This is a genomic window from Clostridium sp. (genome assembly GCF_051278035.1).
GTDB lineage: Bacteria > Bacillota > Clostridia > Clostridiales > Clostridiaceae > Clostridium_AD.
The window spans coordinates 1-18,715 of the sequence record NZ_JBNMNU010000034.1 but is presented as its reverse complement, the minus strand read 5'-3'; the positions used below and the strand labels follow the sequence as shown (position 1 = coordinate 18,715).

At 29.6% G+C, this 18,715-nt stretch carries 21 protein-coding genes; all 21 read left to right on the top strand.

Annotated features, from left to right (window positions below; all coding sequences use genetic code 11):
• The first annotated feature begins 111 nt into the window (after window positions 1-111).
• Window positions 112-1,188, top strand: coding sequence for a Wadjet anti-phage system protein JetD domain-containing protein (locus tag ACJAX4_RS07145; RefSeq protein WP_435788765.1), 1,077 nt, complete (start codon window positions 112-114; stop codon window positions 1,186-1,188).
• 4 nt (window positions 1,189-1,192) lie between these two features.
• On the top strand, window positions 1,193-2,686 hold the full coding sequence (locus tag ACJAX4_RS07140) for a hypothetical protein (RefSeq protein ID WP_435788764.1): 1,494 nt from the start codon (window positions 1,193-1,195) through the stop codon (window positions 2,684-2,686).
• Window positions 2,687-2,701: 15 nt separating this feature from the next.
• Window positions 2,702-3,472, top strand: a complete 771-nt coding sequence (locus ACJAX4_RS07135) for a DUF6063 family protein (RefSeq protein WP_435788763.1) — start codon at window positions 2,702-2,704, stop codon at window positions 3,470-3,472.
• Window positions 3,450-7,937, top strand: coding sequence for a hypothetical protein (locus ACJAX4_RS07130; RefSeq protein WP_435788762.1), 4,488 nt, complete (start codon window positions 3,450-3,452; stop codon window positions 7,935-7,937). Before ACJAX4_RS07135 ends, ACJAX4_RS07130 begins: the two co-directional genes overlap by 23 nt.
• Window positions 7,938-8,138: 201 nt before the next feature.
• Window positions 8,139-9,086, top strand: a complete 948-nt coding sequence (locus ACJAX4_RS07125) for an AAA family ATPase (protein WP_435788761.1) — start codon at window positions 8,139-8,141, stop codon at window positions 9,084-9,086.
• A gap of 815 nt (window positions 9,087-9,901) precedes the next feature.
• Window positions 9,902-10,213 (top strand): hypothetical protein, encoded by a 312-nt coding sequence (locus tag ACJAX4_RS07120; RefSeq protein WP_435788760.1) that lies wholly within the window; start codon window positions 9,902-9,904, stop codon window positions 10,211-10,213.
• A 27-nt stretch (window positions 10,214-10,240) separates the two neighbouring features.
• Window positions 10,241-10,744 carry an SEC-C metal-binding domain-containing protein gene (locus ACJAX4_RS07115; RefSeq protein ID WP_435788759.1) on the top strand — a complete coding sequence of 168 codons (504 nt, stop codon included), beginning with the start codon at window positions 10,241-10,243 and terminating at the stop codon, window positions 10,742-10,744.
• 595 nt (window positions 10,745-11,339) lie between these two features.
• Entirely contained in the window at window positions 11,340-11,576 is a 237-nt protein-coding gene (locus ACJAX4_RS07110) for a DUF3791 domain-containing protein (RefSeq protein WP_435788758.1), read from the top strand.
• Window positions 11,573-12,088: a DUF3990 domain-containing protein gene (locus ACJAX4_RS07105; protein ID WP_435788757.1), complete on the top strand. Its 516-nt coding sequence runs from the start codon at window positions 11,573-11,575 to the stop codon at window positions 12,086-12,088. The genes ACJAX4_RS07110 and ACJAX4_RS07105 overlap by 4 nt, the downstream gene beginning before the upstream one ends.
• Complete coding sequence (locus tag ACJAX4_RS07100) at window positions 12,078-12,308, top strand: hypothetical protein (protein WP_435788756.1); 231 nt, start codon at window positions 12,078-12,080, stop codon at window positions 12,306-12,308. The genes ACJAX4_RS07105 and ACJAX4_RS07100 overlap by 11 nt, the downstream gene beginning before the upstream one ends.
• A gap of 341 nt (window positions 12,309-12,649) precedes the next feature.
• Window positions 12,650-12,811: a hypothetical protein gene (locus tag ACJAX4_RS07095; protein WP_435788755.1), complete on the top strand. Its 162-nt coding sequence runs from the start codon at window positions 12,650-12,652 to the stop codon at window positions 12,809-12,811.
• Between the two features lie 102 nt (window positions 12,812-12,913).
• Window positions 12,914-13,045: a hypothetical protein gene (locus ACJAX4_RS07090; RefSeq protein ID WP_435788754.1), complete on the top strand. Its 132-nt coding sequence runs from the start codon at window positions 12,914-12,916 to the stop codon at window positions 13,043-13,045.
• A gap of 211 nt (window positions 13,046-13,256) precedes the next feature.
• Window positions 13,257-13,808: a Uma2 family endonuclease gene (locus tag ACJAX4_RS07085; protein ID WP_435788753.1), complete on the top strand. Its 552-nt coding sequence runs from the start codon at window positions 13,257-13,259 to the stop codon at window positions 13,806-13,808.
• Window positions 13,809-13,880: 72 nt separating this feature from the next.
• A complete protein-coding gene (locus ACJAX4_RS07080; RefSeq protein ID WP_435788752.1) occupies window positions 13,881-14,168 on the top strand; it encodes a hypothetical protein in 288 nt (95 codons plus the stop codon).
• A gap of 165 nt (window positions 14,169-14,333) precedes the next feature.
• Window positions 14,334-14,669, top strand: a complete 336-nt coding sequence (locus tag ACJAX4_RS07075) for a hypothetical protein (protein ID WP_435788751.1) — start codon at window positions 14,334-14,336, stop codon at window positions 14,667-14,669.
• A gap of 113 nt (window positions 14,670-14,782) precedes the next feature.
• Complete coding sequence (locus ACJAX4_RS07070; protein ID WP_435788750.1) at window positions 14,783-15,952, top strand: HNH endonuclease domain-containing protein; 1,170 nt, start codon at window positions 14,783-14,785, stop codon at window positions 15,950-15,952.
• 104 nt (window positions 15,953-16,056) lie between these two features.
• Window positions 16,057-16,410 (top strand): phosphoribosyl-ATP pyrophosphohydrolase, encoded by a 354-nt coding sequence (locus ACJAX4_RS07065; protein WP_435788749.1) that lies wholly within the window; start codon window positions 16,057-16,059, stop codon window positions 16,408-16,410.
• 61 nt (window positions 16,411-16,471) lie between these two features.
• Window positions 16,472-17,308 carry an HRDC domain-containing protein gene (locus ACJAX4_RS07060; protein WP_435788748.1) on the top strand — a complete coding sequence of 279 codons (837 nt, stop codon included), beginning with the start codon at window positions 16,472-16,474 and terminating at the stop codon, window positions 17,306-17,308.
• Between the two features lie 123 nt (window positions 17,309-17,431).
• Window positions 17,432-17,977, top strand: a complete 546-nt coding sequence (locus tag ACJAX4_RS07055) for a hypothetical protein (protein ID WP_435788747.1) — start codon at window positions 17,432-17,434, stop codon at window positions 17,975-17,977.
• Window positions 17,978-18,054: 77 nt separating this feature from the next.
• Window positions 18,055-18,354 (top strand): hypothetical protein, encoded by a 300-nt coding sequence (locus ACJAX4_RS07050; RefSeq protein WP_435788746.1) that lies wholly within the window; start codon window positions 18,055-18,057, stop codon window positions 18,352-18,354.
• 35 nt (window positions 18,355-18,389) lie between these two features.
• Complete coding sequence (locus ACJAX4_RS07045; RefSeq protein WP_435788745.1) at window positions 18,390-18,647, top strand: hypothetical protein; 258 nt, start codon at window positions 18,390-18,392, stop codon at window positions 18,645-18,647.
• The last annotated feature ends 68 nt before the right edge of the window (window positions 18,648-18,715 follow it).

Below are 18,715 nucleotides of genomic sequence, written 5' to 3'. Positions count from 1 at the left end.
CTATAGTTGAGTCGTCTGACTGTGCAATTAAGTAAGTTAAGATAATTGTGATTTTATAAAAGCGTCAGGAAATTTGTTGTGCTAAAAAAATAAAAGTGTGATGGTGATAAAATGCAGAAGTTTATAAAACTATTTCTCCAAATAAATTGTAAAGACAATAAAAAGTTCGAGCTTATAGACTTAGAAAGTTTTATTATAAAAAAGAGTGGTGGGCAGAGTAATTATTACGAAAATGGTGGATATGAAGCATTCTACAATGAAATGCAGAAGATTAAACAGAAAGGTATCATAAGGGAAATCAGCAATTCGGATAGTAATAAGGCTAGTCATCCAATGAAACTAAAGTGGAGTTTAAACAATGCTACAGTAGCTCATTCCTGGGATGATGAGTCTATTATTAGGCTCTCTGATATATTGAATTTAAATACATATATTAAACATCCGGAATATCAAACAGAACAAGAATGGCAGTATATTTTAAATATATATTCTTTCTTAAAGGAAAGTTCAAATAGAGAGTGGGCTAGCTTAGAAGAAAGGTGCCTTGAACTTTTCCATGATGAAAAATTTTTAACTGTTAATAAAGAAGGGAAAAAAGATAATAAGGTGATGAAAAGACTTGGGCTTAGTGCAGTAGATATTAAAGCAAAGCAATATGGGGAACAGTTTATCTATTGGAATAAGGGCGTAAGTAATATAAAAACAATTATAATACTTGAAAATCATTCTACCTTCTTTGCGTTTAAGAAAGCTGTTCAGAGTGGTATTAAAATATTTGGTATAGAACCAGATGCTCTTATTTTTGGATATGGGAAAAAAATAATAAAAGGTTTTTCTTTTATTGATGAAATTGCTATTCCAGAGGAAATTGTGGTTTATTACTTTGGAGACATGGATCCCGAAGGTTATTATATATATGGGGCTTTAAGAGAAAGATATCCAGCTATTAATATAAATTTATTAGTGAAAGCTTATGTAGAACTTATGAAAATATGTAAAGTAAACTATCCTCATGAAGAAGGACAGGTAAAGAGGAGATTGTATTTGAAATATATTCTAGATGAACTAAAGCAGAACAACTGGGAAAGTTATTCTGAAAATGTAATGAAACTTTGGGAATTAAACTATAGAATTCCTCAAGAACTTATTACATTTGAATATCTACTAAAGCTGAAGGGGGAAAGGTAGCCTTATGGATTTAGTGCAAACTGGACTTAATGATAGGTTGAAGAAAACAAATGTTATAAGAATGTTAGGTAACGGTATAGATATTGGAGAATTAACACCTTTTGCGCATGAAATCCAATTATATATTTTACTTACCATATTTAGGAGAGAAATTACCGAAAATATCAACAGAACAAAAAATGACATGATATATATGACTACTGATATTCTAAGGGAAATGAAATTGGAAACCACAGATAAAAACATAGAAAGAATTGTGGAGGGCCTTCTTTGGTATAGGGGAGCTGACAAGCAGGACCCTTTTAGTTGTCTTATATATAATGAAGACACAAGACAACATGATGTATATAAGTTTAGGTATTTAAAAGAGGATAGAGAACATTCACATTGGGAGCAAGGTGGAAGTACTGTGTATATGCTTACAGAAGAAGCACAGGAAATGATATTTGTAACTCGTGAAATGCTTGAGGAATTTGGTTTTGATGTGGAGCAATTTTACACCCTACAGCTAATTAAAAGCGGAAACTTTAATAGTGCATTAAATAGCGTTAGTAATTTAATTGCAAGGGTTAAAACGCTAATCAGAAGAGAAAAAGATTATCGCCTTGATATTACTCGGAATCCCCAAGTAATATTTTTTGACATCAAAAGGGATAGAAAAAAGAATGAGCAAGAGGTAAGAAATCAATTTAAGGATGAAAGAAAAACTTTTGACGATATGTTAGCTTGGAAAAATAGGCTAGAGAGTTTTCCAAAGGAGAAGAGGGAAGAAGGGGAAAGCCTATTTGAAGAACTTGAAAATGCCAGAATGCTACATAACCAATTGGCAAAGGTTGTAATTGATAATATGGCCTATGAGGTGAAAATAAGAGTAAACTATCCAGAAAGCTTTTGGATTACTTCAAGAGTGTCCTTTAAAAAGGATATATGGCAGAATGTTATTGTTAAAAAGGGGCTACCAAGTTTTGATTTTTTAGAAAATCTAGTGACCCCATTGTTATCGCCAGAGGTTGAATTTATATATCCTCTAGATTGGGCATGGGAGGAACAGTTTGTAATAAAGGAAACAACTGGGGAAGTAGTGGACGAAACCGCACGCATTGAAGAACAGGAATATATAAACAAAAACATAGTTGATTGGGACCTTATAATAGAATTATGGGAACCTATATTTGATAGGTTTATAGAAGACGCGTGCTTTAGTATTATAGAGCTTAAAAATATGGATAGCATTATTCAGGAAAAATGGATGAGTAAGCGAGTGAACTTAGAGATATTTATGATGTTTGTTCTTACTGAGCTAACGTTTACCCAGGAAAATGAAGTATTTGAAAAAATGGATGAGAGAATGGTGCTTTTTAATAAACTTTGCAATAAAGATGAAAAATACAAAGTGCTTATAGGAAAAACTCTTACCTCTAAGTTAGAGGAAAATGAAATGCCACTTAATTTAGAAAAGATATTTATATCACCTTACACTCTCTTTATTAAAGTATAGGAGGCTTTATAGTTTATGGCATATACAACAGATAATATACAAAAGGCATCCGCTCTATTTTTTATTCTTCTAAAGGAAAACATTGTAGATATAAAACAGCCCTTAGCAGAAGAATATCTGAGTAGCAGCGAAATAAGGGAAATTGTTAATACTATGGCAGGGGAAGGAAACTTAAGGGTTTTTGATACAAGAGAAAATCTTCATATGGTTTCAACTGCAAATGGATCCATTTTTGCGAATTCTTATACTCAGATGAAAGTAAAATACAAAGCATTAAAAAATAAAAAATATTTTTACTTAGCAAACTTGATAATATGTGTATTTTTATCTGAGGTAGATAAAGATAATAACATTAGGGTCAGGTGGGAAGAGGAAGGAATATCCTATGCTAAGCTGGAGTCATTAGTGAATAGCACTATTAACTCCTGGATAAAGAGGCAAGAGGAAGAAGAGGGTTTTACCCTTGAATGGGGAATAGCACTAAAGGAAATTGATGAGGTGTGGAATAAAGACTTTTCACCAATGAAAAATAGCAAAACTAAGGGAACTATTGACGTAGTAAATACTACAGATAATAGATTTAATTTTATTTATAAAGCCTTGAAACCATTAATGGATCAAAAACTTATTTATAATAATACTAAGGAACTTAAAATTATTCCAAAGAACGAGTTATATGAAAGATTGGATAAAATTTATCATAATCAGGATAGATATATAGAGTTTATAGCTCTAATCGATGCTGCAAAAGGAGGGGAACAGTATGCCGAGACTCTGCAAGATTAGAATAGTAGGTAATAAATATGATAATTTTAAAAAGTGTTACGACAATACTGTTTTTGATTTAACAAGGGAGAACGATCCTGACCACACCTTGATTACTATGCAAAATCAAAGTGGGAAAGGTGTATTAATGCAGCTAATGTCTCAAATCGTTTTACCTAACACCAAATGGGGTAAGAATGATGGAAATAAAATCACAGGAATGTTTTTAAATGCAAATAAGCAATTCAGTCCATATACTTTCCATGTAATATTGGAGTGGAAGCTTGATACTGTTCCAGATAAATGGCTAATTACTGGGATGTGCGTTACAGCGAGCAAGATAAGTTCAATGAAAGAAGATGAAAAGGAAGAAAAGATAGGTGTAAAATATTTTTTATATACACATGAACATTATGACAATAACTTTTTTACTATAGAAAACTTACCAGCCTATTCTAAGGAAGAAAGAAAATCAGTAGCTTACGTGGAATTCGAAGAATTTATATTAAAAAATAAAAAAGACTTTAGAAAGTTTTCAGAGACCTCTGCAAAGAATACAAGATCTGAATACTATCAATATTTAGAGGGTAATGGGATATACCGTTCTGAATGGTCTATATTAAAACTTATAAACAAGGTAGAAGGTGGAGCTTCAGATTATTTTTCAAAAGCAAAAGACAATAAAGGAATATTTGATGAATATATTATTCCTTCTATATCTGAAAATCTTAATAATCAATTTGAAGAAAATAAAGATACACTAAAGGACATATTTAAAAGTAATATTTCAATTACAAAAAATCTACCTATATTAATAAATAGAGAGGCTGATTATAAGAATTTATTAACTATGTTGTCACCACTAATTCGAGATGCAGAAGCTGGCATTGGTCATGGAGTTAGAAAAGAAAATAGCATAATAAGTGGGAATGATCTTTACTGTACCCTTATGAGTTTTCAAAACAATATTACTATTGAAAAAGAAAAATGGTTTGGTGAAAGAAGAAAAACTGTAGATAGGAAAAGAGAGCTGCACTTCGAAAAGGATAACCTAGAATATGCAAAGCAAAACAGAGTTAAAATTGAGTATGAACTTGAAAAGCTAGGTGAAGAGAAGGATTTAGACAATGTAAATGTGGAAATAGATAATCTTGCGCAGGATAAAAAGAAATTTGAAATAAATAAAATAGATATTCCAAGAAAAATCGATATAAATAAAAGGCATAATAAAATTGAAGAAAAGAAGAGGCTTATGAGCTCTCTAAATTTAAATGATATAGAACAAGAAATTATGAAAATAGATGAAGTAATTAGAGAAAAGTGGAAGATAACTGAGGCTGGACTTACAGAAACATCAAGAAAGCATAAGGCCTACGAGGGATTTTTAAAAGCTGAGGAAGAAGAATTTAAAAGGAATATTAAAACTCTTAAAGAAAATCAGAATTCAATAAAAATTAATCTTGGTATATTTAATGATGCAAAGCAAAAGTTTAATAAACGTGAAAAGAAACTAGGCTTAGAATTTGATGCTTTTAGAATGGTGTGTCCTGAAATACTACAGGAAGATATAAAAAAAGAAAATGAAGAGGAGATTAAAAAGCTCTTAGATTCAGAAAATAAGATTACTAAATTTGAAAAAAATATAAATAATCTCAATATAGAAAAAAACAAAATAGAAATCCAAATAGATAACCATAAAGAGAAAAAAGAAAAATTAGACACAAGCTGCAAAAAACAAAGGGTACAGGAAGAAGAATTATTTTTAGAAGTTTTGGATATGTGTAAGCTAGAAGACTTTGAGGAGTCATACTCTGAGGGCTTTCTTCAAAATAAAGTGTTTGAAATTAGTAAAACTAAGGAAATAAAGCGAGGAAAATTAAATGAGATTAAGAAAGAGCTTTGGGAAAATAGCATAGATCTAACTTTAAACAATAAGGAATATTGGATACCCAATAATGATATTGATATTATAAAGGGGAAAATTGAGGGGCTTTCCCTAAAGGTTCTTTATGGAACACAATTTTTGTTTTCACTTTCAAAAGAAGAGCAAGAGAAAAATCTTAGAATTTGTCCTATGCTTCCTTTTAGTTTGGTTATAAGAAATACTAAGGACTTTGACACCATAAGCCAAAACTTATCTGAGGATCTATTTTTAAGAAGTACCGTACCGATATATATACGTACTGAAATGGAAGGAGGAGCGGGCGAGAACTTTAAGTTAATCCATCATGAAGGTTTAAAATTTATTGGTAACAATGAGGTATTTCAGCAGTGGAAAGAAAGCTTAAGTAAAAAAGAATTAGATAGTAGGCAGGCGATAAAATATATAGAGAATTCCATCGACAAAATAGATAAACTCATTAATAAAATTGAAAACATGCTTAAGACCGAAAGTTCAAATTTCTTAGAACAAAAGATTAAAGATATAGAAGCTAATATAAATGAACTTTCAATAAAACTAAATACTACAGTAGCTAATATAAATGAGTCACATCAAAAACTGATTTTTTATAATAATATGAAAGAAGAAAGTTACAAGCAAACAAAAAGATTAGAAATTAGTATTAATAAGCTAGATGAGTTTATAAATTTTAAGAATGATATAGAAATAAAAGGAAAGCAAGCAGTAAAAGATCAAGAAAAACTAATAACCGTAGAACTTATCCTTACAGAAAAGGAAATGGAAAAAGATGAAAATGAGGCTAAAAAGTATTTAGAGCAAAGTAGTTATGTTAAATGGAAGATCAATGTAGACAATAAATTAAAATATGTAAAAGAAATTATAGAAGAGGCTAGTTTTAAGGAGGAAGAAAATGATGAAAATCAAATAAGTATACAGCCAAATTACATAAATTTAGAAGAAGATACTATATTTATAGAGATTGAGCATAGAAAAAATTTAAACTTAAAAATCGAAGAGAAAAACTATCAAATAAACGGGTTAAATGATGCTATTGACGAGCTAGATTTAAATATAGAAGCACGCTTAAAACAATTACTAAGGCTTGATATGAATTGGGGGAATTATGTATACGATAATTTATATCCCGACACTATTGAATTTGAAATTGAAAGCATAGTCAAAAGAGCTACGATCAAAAACACAACATTTATAGAATTAACCAGTAGCATTGGTACAAAAGCAGGGCTTATAATTCAGATAGATAAGGATATTATGCGGTCTGCTAAAAAAATAAATGAAGAGCACCATAAAACACCACAGCTTTGGGAAACTTTAAATTTAGAGGAAAAAGGAATTAAGCTTAAGGATAATATAAGTGGTAATAATAAATATTTAAAAGAAGTTGAAGTTATAATAGAAAAATTAGATAGTAGAGACGTTGAAATGGGACGCCTTGTTTCAGAAATAAAACATTTTGAAGAGTTAGATAGCACTAAAGGAAAAACTACAGAATACCAAATGGATAAGATAAATAATAATGAAAAGAATGAAGTAGATCTATGGATACAAAGTTTCAAGAGTATTAAGGATGTTATAAATAATCATACAATTAAAGCTCAGGGTAACTTTGATCAATTCCTAGAGGAATTAAAAAGGAACCTTAAGGACGAGATACTAAAGCATAAAATTAAAGAAATTATAGGTGAAAAAACAAATGTAGCGAGTTTTACTAATAACAAAGACTCCTTTAGCAGTATGAGAGATCATGCTCTAAAAGAAATAAGCAGGGTAAGTAGCGATAAGCTTAAGGCGGAAGAAGCAAAGGAACAATGGTCATCAAGGGCTGCTAGGCAATCTATTAAGATAGCAGAATGTTTAAGAGAAATGGTTAACAAAATGGTTTATGTTAATGAGAACAATCATGCATTTAAGCTGGTAAGACTAAAAGGTGAGGAACTTTTGCCGAAAGAAGAAGCTGATATTAAGGTCTTACTAAATGAGTACTTTGTAGAATGCATAGAAAAACTAGAAAAATCGGGAGTAGATTTAGATAATTTAGAAGATAAAACCTTGGAAACTTATATGAGTGATAAAATGATTTTCTCCAAAGCCTTAAGAGGAAAATACCCGGTGCTAGAGGTTTATAAAATGACAGAGAAAAATGAATTCCTCTACGCAAAGCCAAATAACAGTCACTATAATACTTGGGGCGGGATAAATAGTGGAGATGGTGATTCGCCAGAAGGTAGTGGAGGGCAAACCCTATCTATTAATACTTTTATAATAATGATGCTAATGAATTACAGAAAGAAAACTGTAGGTAATGAGAATCCTTGGACCGTGCTCATGCTGGATAATCCTTTTGGAAAGGCGTCAGGAAGCCATGTACTTGATCCTATATTCACCATTGCAAACAAGCTAAATTTCCAAATAATAGCTTTTGCTGCACCAGAAATTATAAAGACTGAAATCAGTGAAAGATTCCCTGTGTTTTGGGCACTGCAAATTAATGAAGAAGAAGAAAAGGGGAAACTTGGTAGTGTCATTGGCAGAGTTGTACATGGGGGAAGAGTTAGAGGTTAATAATGGCCAGATATTAGAGGGTTATGGGTCATAGGTAAATATTCTGAAAAAATACATGTATAAGATGGAGATTATATATGTATTTTTGATAACATACAAAGGGAAAATAACTTATGATATAGTATAGATACAGGTAATTAAATGAGACATGTGGTTTAAAGAAAATGTATAAGTGATAATTTGGTATGGAGGTGAATAAAAATGAAATTAAAAAAAATCAGATTTGATAATCATGAAATACTAAACAATCTAGAAGTTGATTTTTGTGGTAGTAATGGGATTCCTTTAAATACTGTAGTTTTAATAGGTAATAATGGAACAGGCAAGACTACCTTTTTAAAAAGTCTATTTGATTCTTTCGAAGTTGATGAGAACGGCTATAATGCAAAGAATGTACTGAATGTTGAGTTACACTCTGGTCATTTTTATACACAGGTTCAACTTGATGGTGCAGAGGTGGGAATGTTAGATCCACATATTATAGGGAATAATACTAATAAAGATGCTCCTAAAGTTGTATATATGCCTGCAGAAATAAGTTTTGATAAGCTTAAAAAAGTAGATAATACATTTAAGTTTTCTCCTAGCTTTTTAAATATAGTAGATCAAAGCATAACAGAAAATATTCCTTCATTTATAGCTACAAAGATAAATAAGGAGATATTTAAAAATAGAAATAAAATTATTGGAGAAGTAATAGATAAGGTATGTGATGAAATAAATAGTATTTTTTATGTTATGGAAATAGATGTTAAGTTAATAGGTTTGTCAGAAGATGAAGATACAAAACCAGTTTTTAGAAATAGCTTTGGAAAAGAATTTGATATTAATGGATTGTCTTCAGGTGAAAAACAACTATTTTTAAGAGGATTATCTTTGAAATTCTTAGAGATTAATAATTCAATTATATTGATTGACGAACCTGAAATATTGTTACACCCAGAGTGGCAGCAAAGGATAATAAAGGTTTATGAGAATATTGGTATCGATAATCAGTTGATAATTGCAACTCATTCTCCACATATAGTAGGAGATATTAGAGCAGAGCAACTAAGAATACTTATTAAGGACAAAAATGGAGTAGCATTATTTGATAATGAAAAAATAGATGAGACCTATGGTCATACCATTGAAAATATTTTAAATTAATGATTTTTAGATGATGGCCATAACTTTCCAAGTTTAATAAGGTTCTATATGCAAGGATAAAAAAGAATTTGAAACACCTTCAAAATAAAGTTATCAAAATGTAATAAGCATTTTGATAACTTTTTTATTTATAAAATCTTACAAGGTATAATCATTATAGCAGTTGAGATTATAATATTTTTAACGGTATATCTTAACATTCCCTTTTTGTGTTTTTTACAAAGATTTAATGAAATCACAATTCTTTTCATTCCGTAAAAGCAATAGGGTATCTTAAGTTCATAGGAGGTAGTAAAAATGGAAATTAAAAAGATTTTAATAGAAGAAATTATTTAAGAGATAATTAGATACTTATATATATTAGATTTTAAAGGATGAGATTGAAGATGGATGTCTTAATCAGAAAGAGATATAAGGTCGAGAGAGGTTACAAGGCAAAATTTTAACGAAAAAAGGCGATGTTTTATGGTTAGATAAGCGACTTTGTAACTTTCCGTAGGATTTTAGAAAAATATGGATTATACTATAATTGAATAGTTTTGGAAACACTTTATTACAGCAATTGATGATGGATATCTAAATGAGCTTTGCACTGAAGGTAGAGATGAAGACGATTAAGATCATTTTTTTAGTTTTATCTCGGCACAGGCTTATATCATTATCATACCCTTTGCAAATATGCCAGAAAGATCATTCAGTTTGTATAGCATAATTGAATCTGCAAGTGTTTGCCCGGTAGTTTTTGAAATAATTTAAAGACTGAAGAAAATGTATAATTTCAAAAGAAGAGAACGAAGAGAGGGGTAGTGTAAGCAATGAAAAACAATTGGATTAACAGAAACAACCTTTACAATAATACCCAGATAATTTCGGAGGAATTTATAGAGTTTGATGAAAAGATGCAAGAAGGATATCAATTTATAATTGATAATCAACATGATAAAGCAGTTAGAAGTTGGATAGATGTTTGGAATAAATTAATGGATTATATGAAAAATGATAATTTAAAGACATTTGATAGCTTTGCCAATATTTATAATGGTGCTCAATTTGTAGTAAATTGGTTGAATGATTTTGATGATTGCCTATGTAACATAGTTGCAACCTCTAATAATGGCGAGATATAAGAGGTTTATGGGAATTTGCGTATCAGCATGAATGAACAAATTATAAGTTTTACAGATACTAGCGAAGAGTTAACTCTGGAAAATGCAAAACGAGCTATAGCAGAAACCCACTTTTATTTAGGAAATATAAAAAAAGGTGAGGAGTTATTTGAAAAATATTTATTAGAAAATCCAAGATGGGGATGGGGTTGGATAGGATGGTCTGATCAATATTGGCTTAGAAGAACAATAAAACCTGACTTTTATAAAGGTGAGGAATTGCTTTTAAAGGCTCTTAATGTATCTAATTTAGATAATAGAGATGCTGTAGAAGGAAGACTTTTAAATTTGTACAGTGATTCAGATCAAAATGAAAAACTAAAGAACTTCGAGAAAGAAATAAACCAAAATATAAGGACGAAAAATAGTTCGCGGACACAGGGGATAGTCAAAGATGAAAAAAATCATGATATCCTTAGTAATAAAATAGGAAGAAACGAGCAATGTCCCTGTGGTAGTGGTAAAAAATATAAAAAATATTGTGGGAAGTGAAAAAAGTAAAAGGAAAAGACAAATATATTAAAGGCAAATATTAGATACCTAAAAATATTAAATATAAGGGAATGAAAATGACAATGATAAAGAATAGTTTTGGAAACACTTCATTAAAAGTGAATTGGCAAGGGGAAATCATATCTATTCAACCCAGAACGAGAATTCGCAGATTATTATAAAGCTGGTTCTTTAAAACTATTGGAAAGAGCAGCTAAAAACTTGAAATAACAGCACCACCATGGATAATGACCCTTACAACAATGGATAAGTATAAAGATAGAGGTGCCAGGCTATTAAGTAAAAGTTTGTGGAAAACCAAATATTTTAAATGTATTTGGGCAAATAGGGTATGATAGTATTCCTAAAGAATGGATTTCTGTTATAGCAAAGAGAGAAGAAGTTCCAACGACAGGGGAAACCAAGTGGGCATTTTTAATAGTTACTTTTAACAAAACTTTGATTAATTATATTCAGTTTATTTATAACAAAATTGAGGATGAAACTAAAATGGATTTCTCAAGTATATTTGTTGCTTAAAAATGCTTATTTGGATATAATATAGTAGACAAACCAATAGTGGAGAGTGATAAAGATGCTAATGGAAAGAGATTTAAATATAGTTAAATATATGGTAGTTTGTGTTAATGAATATGCAGACAGATTAAATATAAATGGAAAAGATGCTTTTAATTATCTCAATGAGCATAAAGCTATTAATTTTTTGCTGGATAATTATGAAATAGAACATACTTTAAGCATTGATGATGCTGTTGATGATATGGTTATAGTATCTAATAATAATAATAATAATGGAGGGACTACGCAATGATTTTGTACCATGGTTCTAATATTATAATTCAAAACATTGATTTAAATAAATGTAGGCCGTACAAAGACTTTGGTAAAGGGTTCTACTGTACAACAATAAGGAGCCAAGCTGAATTGATGGCTAAGAGAGTTGCAGCTATTTATGGAGGGACTCCAATAGTTATGGAGTTAAGTATGTCGGATGATATTTTCAAAGATGAAGATCTAATTATAAAGGAATTTGAAATGCCATCAAAAGAATGGGCTTTATTTGTATTAAATAATAGAAACAGAAGTTTTAATGAATTTCATAGTAAAGATAACAACTATGATTGTAAATATGATATGGTGGTTGGTCCTGTAGCAGATGATGCTTTAGCATTATTGTTTAGAAGTTTTTCCAATGGGTTAATAAATATTGATGTTTTAGTTAAAGATATGAAGTTTAAGAAATTCACAAATCAATATTCTTTTCATTCAGTAAAAGCAATTGGGTATCTTAAGTTCATAGGAGGTAGTAAGAATGGAAATTAAAAAGATTTTAATAGAAGGAATTATTCAAGAATTGATTAGTTACTTATGTGATGATAAGAATATTTCAATATCTGAGTCTATGGCAATAGTTTATAATTCGATAGTTTATACAAAGCTAAATGATGAAAATACAGGTCTTTATAGTGAAAGTTCTTCCTATATATATGAGCTTTTGAAAGATGAGATTGAAGAGGGATGTCTAAATCAGAAAGAGATATAAGGTAGAGAGAGGTACAAGCGAAAACTGAAGCTGGTGTAATTATAGACAGGGTTCTTTATAAGAGACATTAAAAAAATATAAGATATTCTTAAAAGCTATGAAAATGTAATAATCATTTTCATAGCTTTTTTATTTATAAAATTTACAAGGCAAATTTTTGTCTTTGGTGAATGATACCATATAAATATAATAACAATAAATTAGAAAAATGGGGGGGCTATTATGAATAATATAGATTTGACGAGCTAATAATAACCATTATAGGTATAGAAAATGCATACTAATAATTAATTAAGTGAAAAATATTATGTGTGTTTCTAGGGGGAAAAAATGTTTGAAATATGTATTTCGGAAGATACAAGAGAAGAGATGCAAAGAAATATGCTCCAATAACTGGAGATAGTTATATGGGTGAAAATCTACATGAGGGTACAGGATATAGGTTTGAATATTTAACATGTGATAGTACCTGTATAATTACTAATTATGAGAAGTTATTATAAAGCAAACCTGAAAATTAGATATATAACGCTGTGGCGATATAATTCCCACGAGAATGACTTGAGAGAACAGTAGCTTTTATTAAAGAGTCGGAGCAAACAGATGTGTTATTAGTAGAGTTCGATGAGGAACTTTGGAATGCTACTATTAAAACAGTGGTAGTGCATTCAGAAGATTCGATAATTTTTAAATTTAAAAATGGCATGGAATTAGAGTGGAATATAGTGAGTATATAAAAACACCAACAAGGATGCCAGTGATGCGTCCTTATTGGTATTTATGCTGGGGTGCTTTTAGTTGTAAATGTAATACTCTGGAGAATTAGGTTTAAGGTAAGCTGGAAGGAGATACAGAACTAATTAGCCAGTATTAGTTGTTTAAAATACAAGTGTTGGTTATAATATAGTAAAGAGAAGTTGAATATTAGAGATCAAAGGAGTTGATATAATGCTTGCTGAAGAAAAAAGAATCTATACATACAAAGAGTATTTAGAAATAAGTAAAAAGGACAGATGTGAATATATTAATAATGAAATACACATGATGGGTTCGCCAAGTATTGTGCACCAAGATGTTGTTTTAAATATAGCATTTGAGTTTAAGAAATATTTTAAAGGTAAAAATTGCAAGCCATATGTAGCGCCCCTTGATGTTAGATTTATAGATGAAAACAATAATATAAGTGTAGTTCAACCAGATATATTTGTGGTATGCGACACAGAAAATATTAAAAATAATCAATACGAAGGTATTCCTACATTAATAGTTGAGATAGTATCACCGTCTAACAGTAGTCACGAGTATATTACCAAGCTAGGTTTGTATGCTAAAGCTGGGGTGGAAGAATATTGGATTATTAACCCAATGAACAAAAATGCTATTTGTTATAGTTTTAAAAATAATAAGCCATCTAAAGTAGACGGATATCATCACTTTGAAACTATAAGATCAGAAGTATTTGAAGAATTATCAATAGGTATAAAAGAATTATTTGAATAGGTATTCAAGCCTAGAAGATAATTATAAAAGCTATCAAAATGTAATAATATACATTTTGATAGCTTTTTTGTTTTGAAGTTATACAATGAAACTATAAATAAATCTAATACTCAAAGCACTGAGTATAATGTGTTTATTAATCTTAAGGCAGAACTAGCGAAGCAGTATATAAATACAATTCTAGAATTTGTACCAAAATGTGTAAGTATCTTTGCGCCTCTTGATATAATAGGCACATTTGCAAATTATAGGGGTATATCTTATGTGTCTTCGGCAGGTGATGATGAAACAATACTATTTACTGTAGTGATTGATGATAGTATGGGGCGTGAGATGAAGGTAAGTATTATTGGGATATAAATTTGATTTTGTAACTTATTAGTAGAGGAGCATCATTTTTAATTTTAAATATGACAGCATTCCCCTAATTTAGCAATGTTAATATGATAGAGTGGAATTAAGAGAATTTTTTAAAATATACTGTAGAAATTTAATATATATATTTCATTTGGGGGTTATGTATAAATGGATTTAAATAAACTTAGAGGCATCTCATTCTCAAATGTACTAAAGCTTAAGGATCAAAGTATTATTCCGTTTTATAATTATGGTTATTTTAAAAAGCTACACAATGGGCATGAAATTTCAGGTTACTGTACTGAATGTGAAGAAAATGGTTTAAATAAGGTTTCGGATAAAACATTAAGTCTTATGACCTATGGAACTCATACAATTGACTATATTGATTACTTAGATGATCCTCCATTACTTAGGGAGGATTGCATAAAGATGGCATGTATCGATAAAAATCAGGAATACAATTCTTTTCAATATCGCCATCTATGGAAAATGAATATATAATACAGTATAACAAAGGAAAGGTACAGTTTTTAGATAAATGTATAATACGGTATTAGTAGAATAGAATCATCTTAAAGTTGATTAATTTAATTTGAATAGAAGGTGAAAAAAGGATGACAGACTTAAATACGTTTATAAAAGGCCAGGAAAACGCATCATTAGATCAAATAAACATTAAGGATATAACTGGCTACTTGCCAATTAATAACTTAATAGATTCAAGGATTTTCTCTAGACTTTTGGATGATGACAAGATGGTAGCTAGCTACAAAATGTATTGGTTGATTGGAATATTAGAGGAAGTTAGCATTGGAAATACAGAGATTGAGTTTAAAAAGCTTATTGCAAGGATGATAGCATCAGCTTGGTACCCTCAACAACAATTCAAATTAAATTTTGGATTTTCTGATAACTTGAAAAAGCCTATTGGGTATGTGGCTTTGAAGAATGAGTTTCCAGTCAATTGCAATGAAAAAGAATTACTGGAATTTTTATATAAAAGTGAAGATAAAGAATTGAACAGAATGATGAAGGAACTTACTTATAATGTACCCTATAGATTGTTATCTCCATTTTTTAAAATTCTAGAGTTTAAAAACAACTCCATTGTAGATTTATCACAAGGTAGCGAAACTTGTTTGTATAAGATAATAAAAGGGGATAAAGATAAAATAGTAATTAATGATTGCTGGGTAACTTATTTGAAGGAAAACTATAGAGTGATTAAATCATGGATTTATTATAAGCTTGTATGTTTTTTGCAAAAGAGAAACCCTAATGTACCGGCTATTGTTTTTAAGCTTGAGGCACCAAAGAGAAGAATGCTTAAAGGAGCAACAGAGCTGTGGAAACAAATAATTAGTGTTAATAGATTAAAAGACATTTATACTGGTTCTGAGTTTAGCAACAGTGCATTTCAGGAGTATGGTGTTCTTAGTATTGACCATTTTATTCCTTGGAGTTTTGTTCTCCATGATCAAATGTGGAATCTAGTACCAACCTTTAAAAATGTTAATAGTAAGAAAAGTGATAAATTGCTCTTATATGATAATTATATAGATGATTTTTGCAGTACGCAATATAAAGCATTTTCCTATATTTGTAATAAGAAGATAAAGCACAGCCTTGAAGAATATGTGGACGTGCTAAATCTAGAGAATCCTTATGAGTACTTTAAACATAGTACACAGGAAACCTTCAGTAAGAATATTAAGCAATGCATTTCACCATTGTATCAAATTGCTTTGAACCAGGGATTCCAGGTGGTTGATAGGGTTATTTAGAGAAATAAATAGTAATCTGAGCCGAAATTATGTAAGAAGTAGAATTAAACTTTATTAGTAAAGACTATGTTGAAAAGTATAAAAAGGTAGGATGAGAATCAATAATGAAGGAATATAACAAATTAGTCAGGGATTTAATTCCTGAGGTAGTAGAGAAAAGTGGCAAAAAGTTTGATACACATATAGCGAAGACGGACGAGTATAAAAAATTACTTGAAGCAAAGCTTTTGGAAGAAGTTAATGAATATATGGAAGACAATAATTTAGAGGAATTAGCAGATGTGTTGGAGGTATTGGTGGGACTCGCTGGTTATCTTGGGTATACAGAAGAGGAATTGTTTGATAGAAGGAAGGAAAAGAAAGAGCAACGTGGTGGATTTGATGGGGGATTGTGCTTGAGAGGGTTTGGGAATAGGGTTAATACTTTACTGCTGAAAGACGTGTGTGGGTGCTATTAGCTACTAGCATAAGAAAAAAGATGTAGTATCAAAAGGTGCTTAGAGGAATCTAGAGGTGCCAATGCTATGTCTTCATGATATTAGAATTGATTATAATGATTATGTAGCTCAATTTGATTTTATTATAATCCATTATAAATTCATAATGGTATTAGAAGCTAAAAAGCTTAATGGAGATATAGAAATTACACGTAGTGGTGACTTTATAAGAAGTCTAAAAAGTAATTCGGGTAAGGTGTTTAAGAAAGAAGGAATGTATAGTCCAATATCACAAAATGAACGTCATGTTAATATACTTAGAGAGATTTTAGTAAAGGAAAGTAATATAAAAACTCTTCCAATAAAATCAGCTGTTGTACTTGCTAATCCAAAAACAATTGTGAATAAGAACAAGGCTCCAAAGAGTATTCAGAATAATATATATAAATATGACCAAATTACAAATCTATTAAATAAAGAAATAAAGGATGATAAGAATACCAAAAATATGCTTGAAAAATATATGTACGAGATATCAGATTTTCTTGTTAAAAATAATAAACCCATATCAATGAATAATATGGCTAAGTACTCATTAACAGAAGCAGATCTCATAAAAGAAAAACAAGAGAATCATACTGAAGAAAATATAAATCAAGTTGAAAAAAGTTGTAATTATGAGAATACTAAAAATGATGATACAGAGATGTATGAATTACTTAAACAATATAGACTTAATACATCTAAGGGAGCAGGTATTAAAGCATACCTTATATTTAACAATGAAGAATTAGATTTATTAGTTCAGAGTAGACCAAAAACAAAAGATGCACTTCAACAAGTTAAAGGATTTGGGGCAAAAAAACTTGAGAAGTATGGGGATGGGATATTGGAGATTATAAATATAGGAAAACAATAATTGTGGGAGGGTATATAACAATAATGGGTGGTTTTTAAATTGATAAGATGGGTACCGTAGAAAAATCATACAAAGTTATAATTTAAGAAGTATCGGCTAAAGGACATCATATAAGGAGGCTTTATGAAAATTCTTAATAATAAATATTATAATGAATCATTACTTAAACTCATTGAGGTAGAAAGCGAGACAGAATTTGATAAAAGCGTAAAGGATATTTTACAAACATTTTCAGCCTATATAGTGAACTATGATGAAGACTATCTTTATAATTACAAATTTATTGACAGTCATATTGAACCTTTTTTAATCTCATTAAGAAAAGCAGTAAGTCTTCAAAAGAAATGTAAAAATATTGAAAAAATAATTAGTGATCCAATTCAAGGTTTAATTGAATTTATAAATGTACTTAAATATAATTATAAAGCTAGCTTAACTATAAAAATTAATGAAGCTATTGAAATCAGTACTTCAAATAAGGATGATAAAGATGTTATTAAAATTGATATGATTAACCCACCATCAGTAAATTCTTTGAAATATGATAATGAGTTTGATATTAAAGTGATTTTTAAATATGATGAAATTGAATATCAGAGAAACTATAAGAGGGTATCAATAATGGAATTGATGGAGAAGAAGACAATACAAAGAAAAAAAATCATATAAGTATAGTTGAGATAATAAAAGAGATACTAGATAAATTTGCTAATCATATAATTTTGTTGAATCAATTAGATAGTATAATGGTATATTTGGACAATGTAGATTATTCTGTTTTTAATATAAGGAATATATACTTTACCTTTGTAGATTTTAAGTATAGCCCATTAAAATGTAAAGTAAGTTTTAATCGATTTAGTAACAAAGCTTTTGAGTTCTTGGTAAATGAAAAAGCTACTTTAGATCTTAGCAATGGATCTATTAATTTTTATGCTGAGGATAAAGATGGTGAAAAATGGAATGGGAATTTATTAATAACTAAGTCCATAGGGGATTTTAAAAGTGAATTGAAAAGTAAATTAAATAATAGAAGCAATAATTAAAATCGTAAAAAATAATAAGAAAGCGAGCGATAATAATGGAAGAAAACAATCTACGGAAAATACTGCTTAGTGATGCGAATATTTACAAAGCCATACTGTCAGTTGATTCATATATATTCAATCCTCAATTAATGGACAAAGATGATTTAGAATTATATTATGAGTTAAAAGATAAATTCAATTACAATCTTTATTTTAAATCAAATAAAAATGGGACAGGTCTTATTAACGATATTAGAGAAAATATAATAAATGTTATCGGAGTCTGTCAACATAGTTGTCGCAATTTTTAATTTTAATCTTTTTATGATAATGCTTTTTCTATGACAACAAGCTCTTCTTCCTTTATTGGATTTAATGC

Bases quoted from the DNA above. Each gene is read 5' to 3' on its own strand.
- ACJAX4_RS07145 (WP_435788765.1), top strand. From the start codon at position 112: ATGCAGAAGTTTATAAAACTATTTCTCCAAATAAATTGTAAAGACAAT.
- ACJAX4_RS07140 (WP_435788764.1), top strand. From the start codon at position 1,193: ATGGATTTAGTGCAAACTGGACTTAATGATAGGTTGAAGAAAACAAAT.
- ACJAX4_RS07135 (WP_435788763.1), top strand. From the start codon at position 2,702: ATGGCATATACAACAGATAATATACAAAAGGCATCCGCTCTATTTTTT.
- ACJAX4_RS07130 (WP_435788762.1), top strand. From the start codon at position 3,450: ATGCCGAGACTCTGCAAGATTAGAATAGTAGGTAATAAATATGATAAT.
- ACJAX4_RS07125 (WP_435788761.1), top strand. From the start codon at position 8,139: ATGAAATTAAAAAAAATCAGATTTGATAATCATGAAATACTAAACAAT.
- ACJAX4_RS07120 (WP_435788760.1), top strand. From the start codon at position 9,902: ATGAAAAACAATTGGATTAACAGAAACAACCTTTACAATAATACCCAG.
- ACJAX4_RS07115 (WP_435788759.1), top strand. From the start codon at position 10,241: ATGAATGAACAAATTATAAGTTTTACAGATACTAGCGAAGAGTTAACT.
- ACJAX4_RS07110 (WP_435788758.1), top strand. From the start codon at position 11,340: ATGCTAATGGAAAGAGATTTAAATATAGTTAAATATATGGTAGTTTGT.
- ACJAX4_RS07105 (WP_435788757.1), top strand. From the start codon at position 11,573: ATGATTTTGTACCATGGTTCTAATATTATAATTCAAAACATTGATTTA.
- ACJAX4_RS07100 (WP_435788756.1), top strand. From the start codon at position 12,078: ATGGAAATTAAAAAGATTTTAATAGAAGGAATTATTCAAGAATTGATT.
- ACJAX4_RS07095 (WP_435788755.1), top strand. From the start codon at position 12,650: ATGTATTTCGGAAGATACAAGAGAAGAGATGCAAAGAAATATGCTCCA.
- ACJAX4_RS07085 (WP_435788753.1), top strand. From the start codon at position 13,257: ATGCTTGCTGAAGAAAAAAGAATCTATACATACAAAGAGTATTTAGAA.
- ACJAX4_RS07075 (WP_435788751.1), top strand. From the start codon at position 14,334: ATGGATTTAAATAAACTTAGAGGCATCTCATTCTCAAATGTACTAAAG.
- ACJAX4_RS07070 (WP_435788750.1), top strand. From the start codon at position 14,783: ATGACAGACTTAAATACGTTTATAAAAGGCCAGGAAAACGCATCATTA.
- ACJAX4_RS07065 (WP_435788749.1), top strand. From the start codon at position 16,057: ATGAAGGAATATAACAAATTAGTCAGGGATTTAATTCCTGAGGTAGTA.
- ACJAX4_RS07060 (WP_435788748.1), top strand. From the start codon at position 16,472: ATGCTATGTCTTCATGATATTAGAATTGATTATAATGATTATGTAGCT.
- ACJAX4_RS07055 (WP_435788747.1), top strand. From the start codon at position 17,432: ATGAAAATTCTTAATAATAAATATTATAATGAATCATTACTTAAACTC.
- ACJAX4_RS07050 (WP_435788746.1), top strand. From the start codon at position 18,055: ATGGTATATTTGGACAATGTAGATTATTCTGTTTTTAATATAAGGAAT.
- ACJAX4_RS07045 (WP_435788745.1), top strand. From the start codon at position 18,390: ATGGAAGAAAACAATCTACGGAAAATACTGCTTAGTGATGCGAATATT.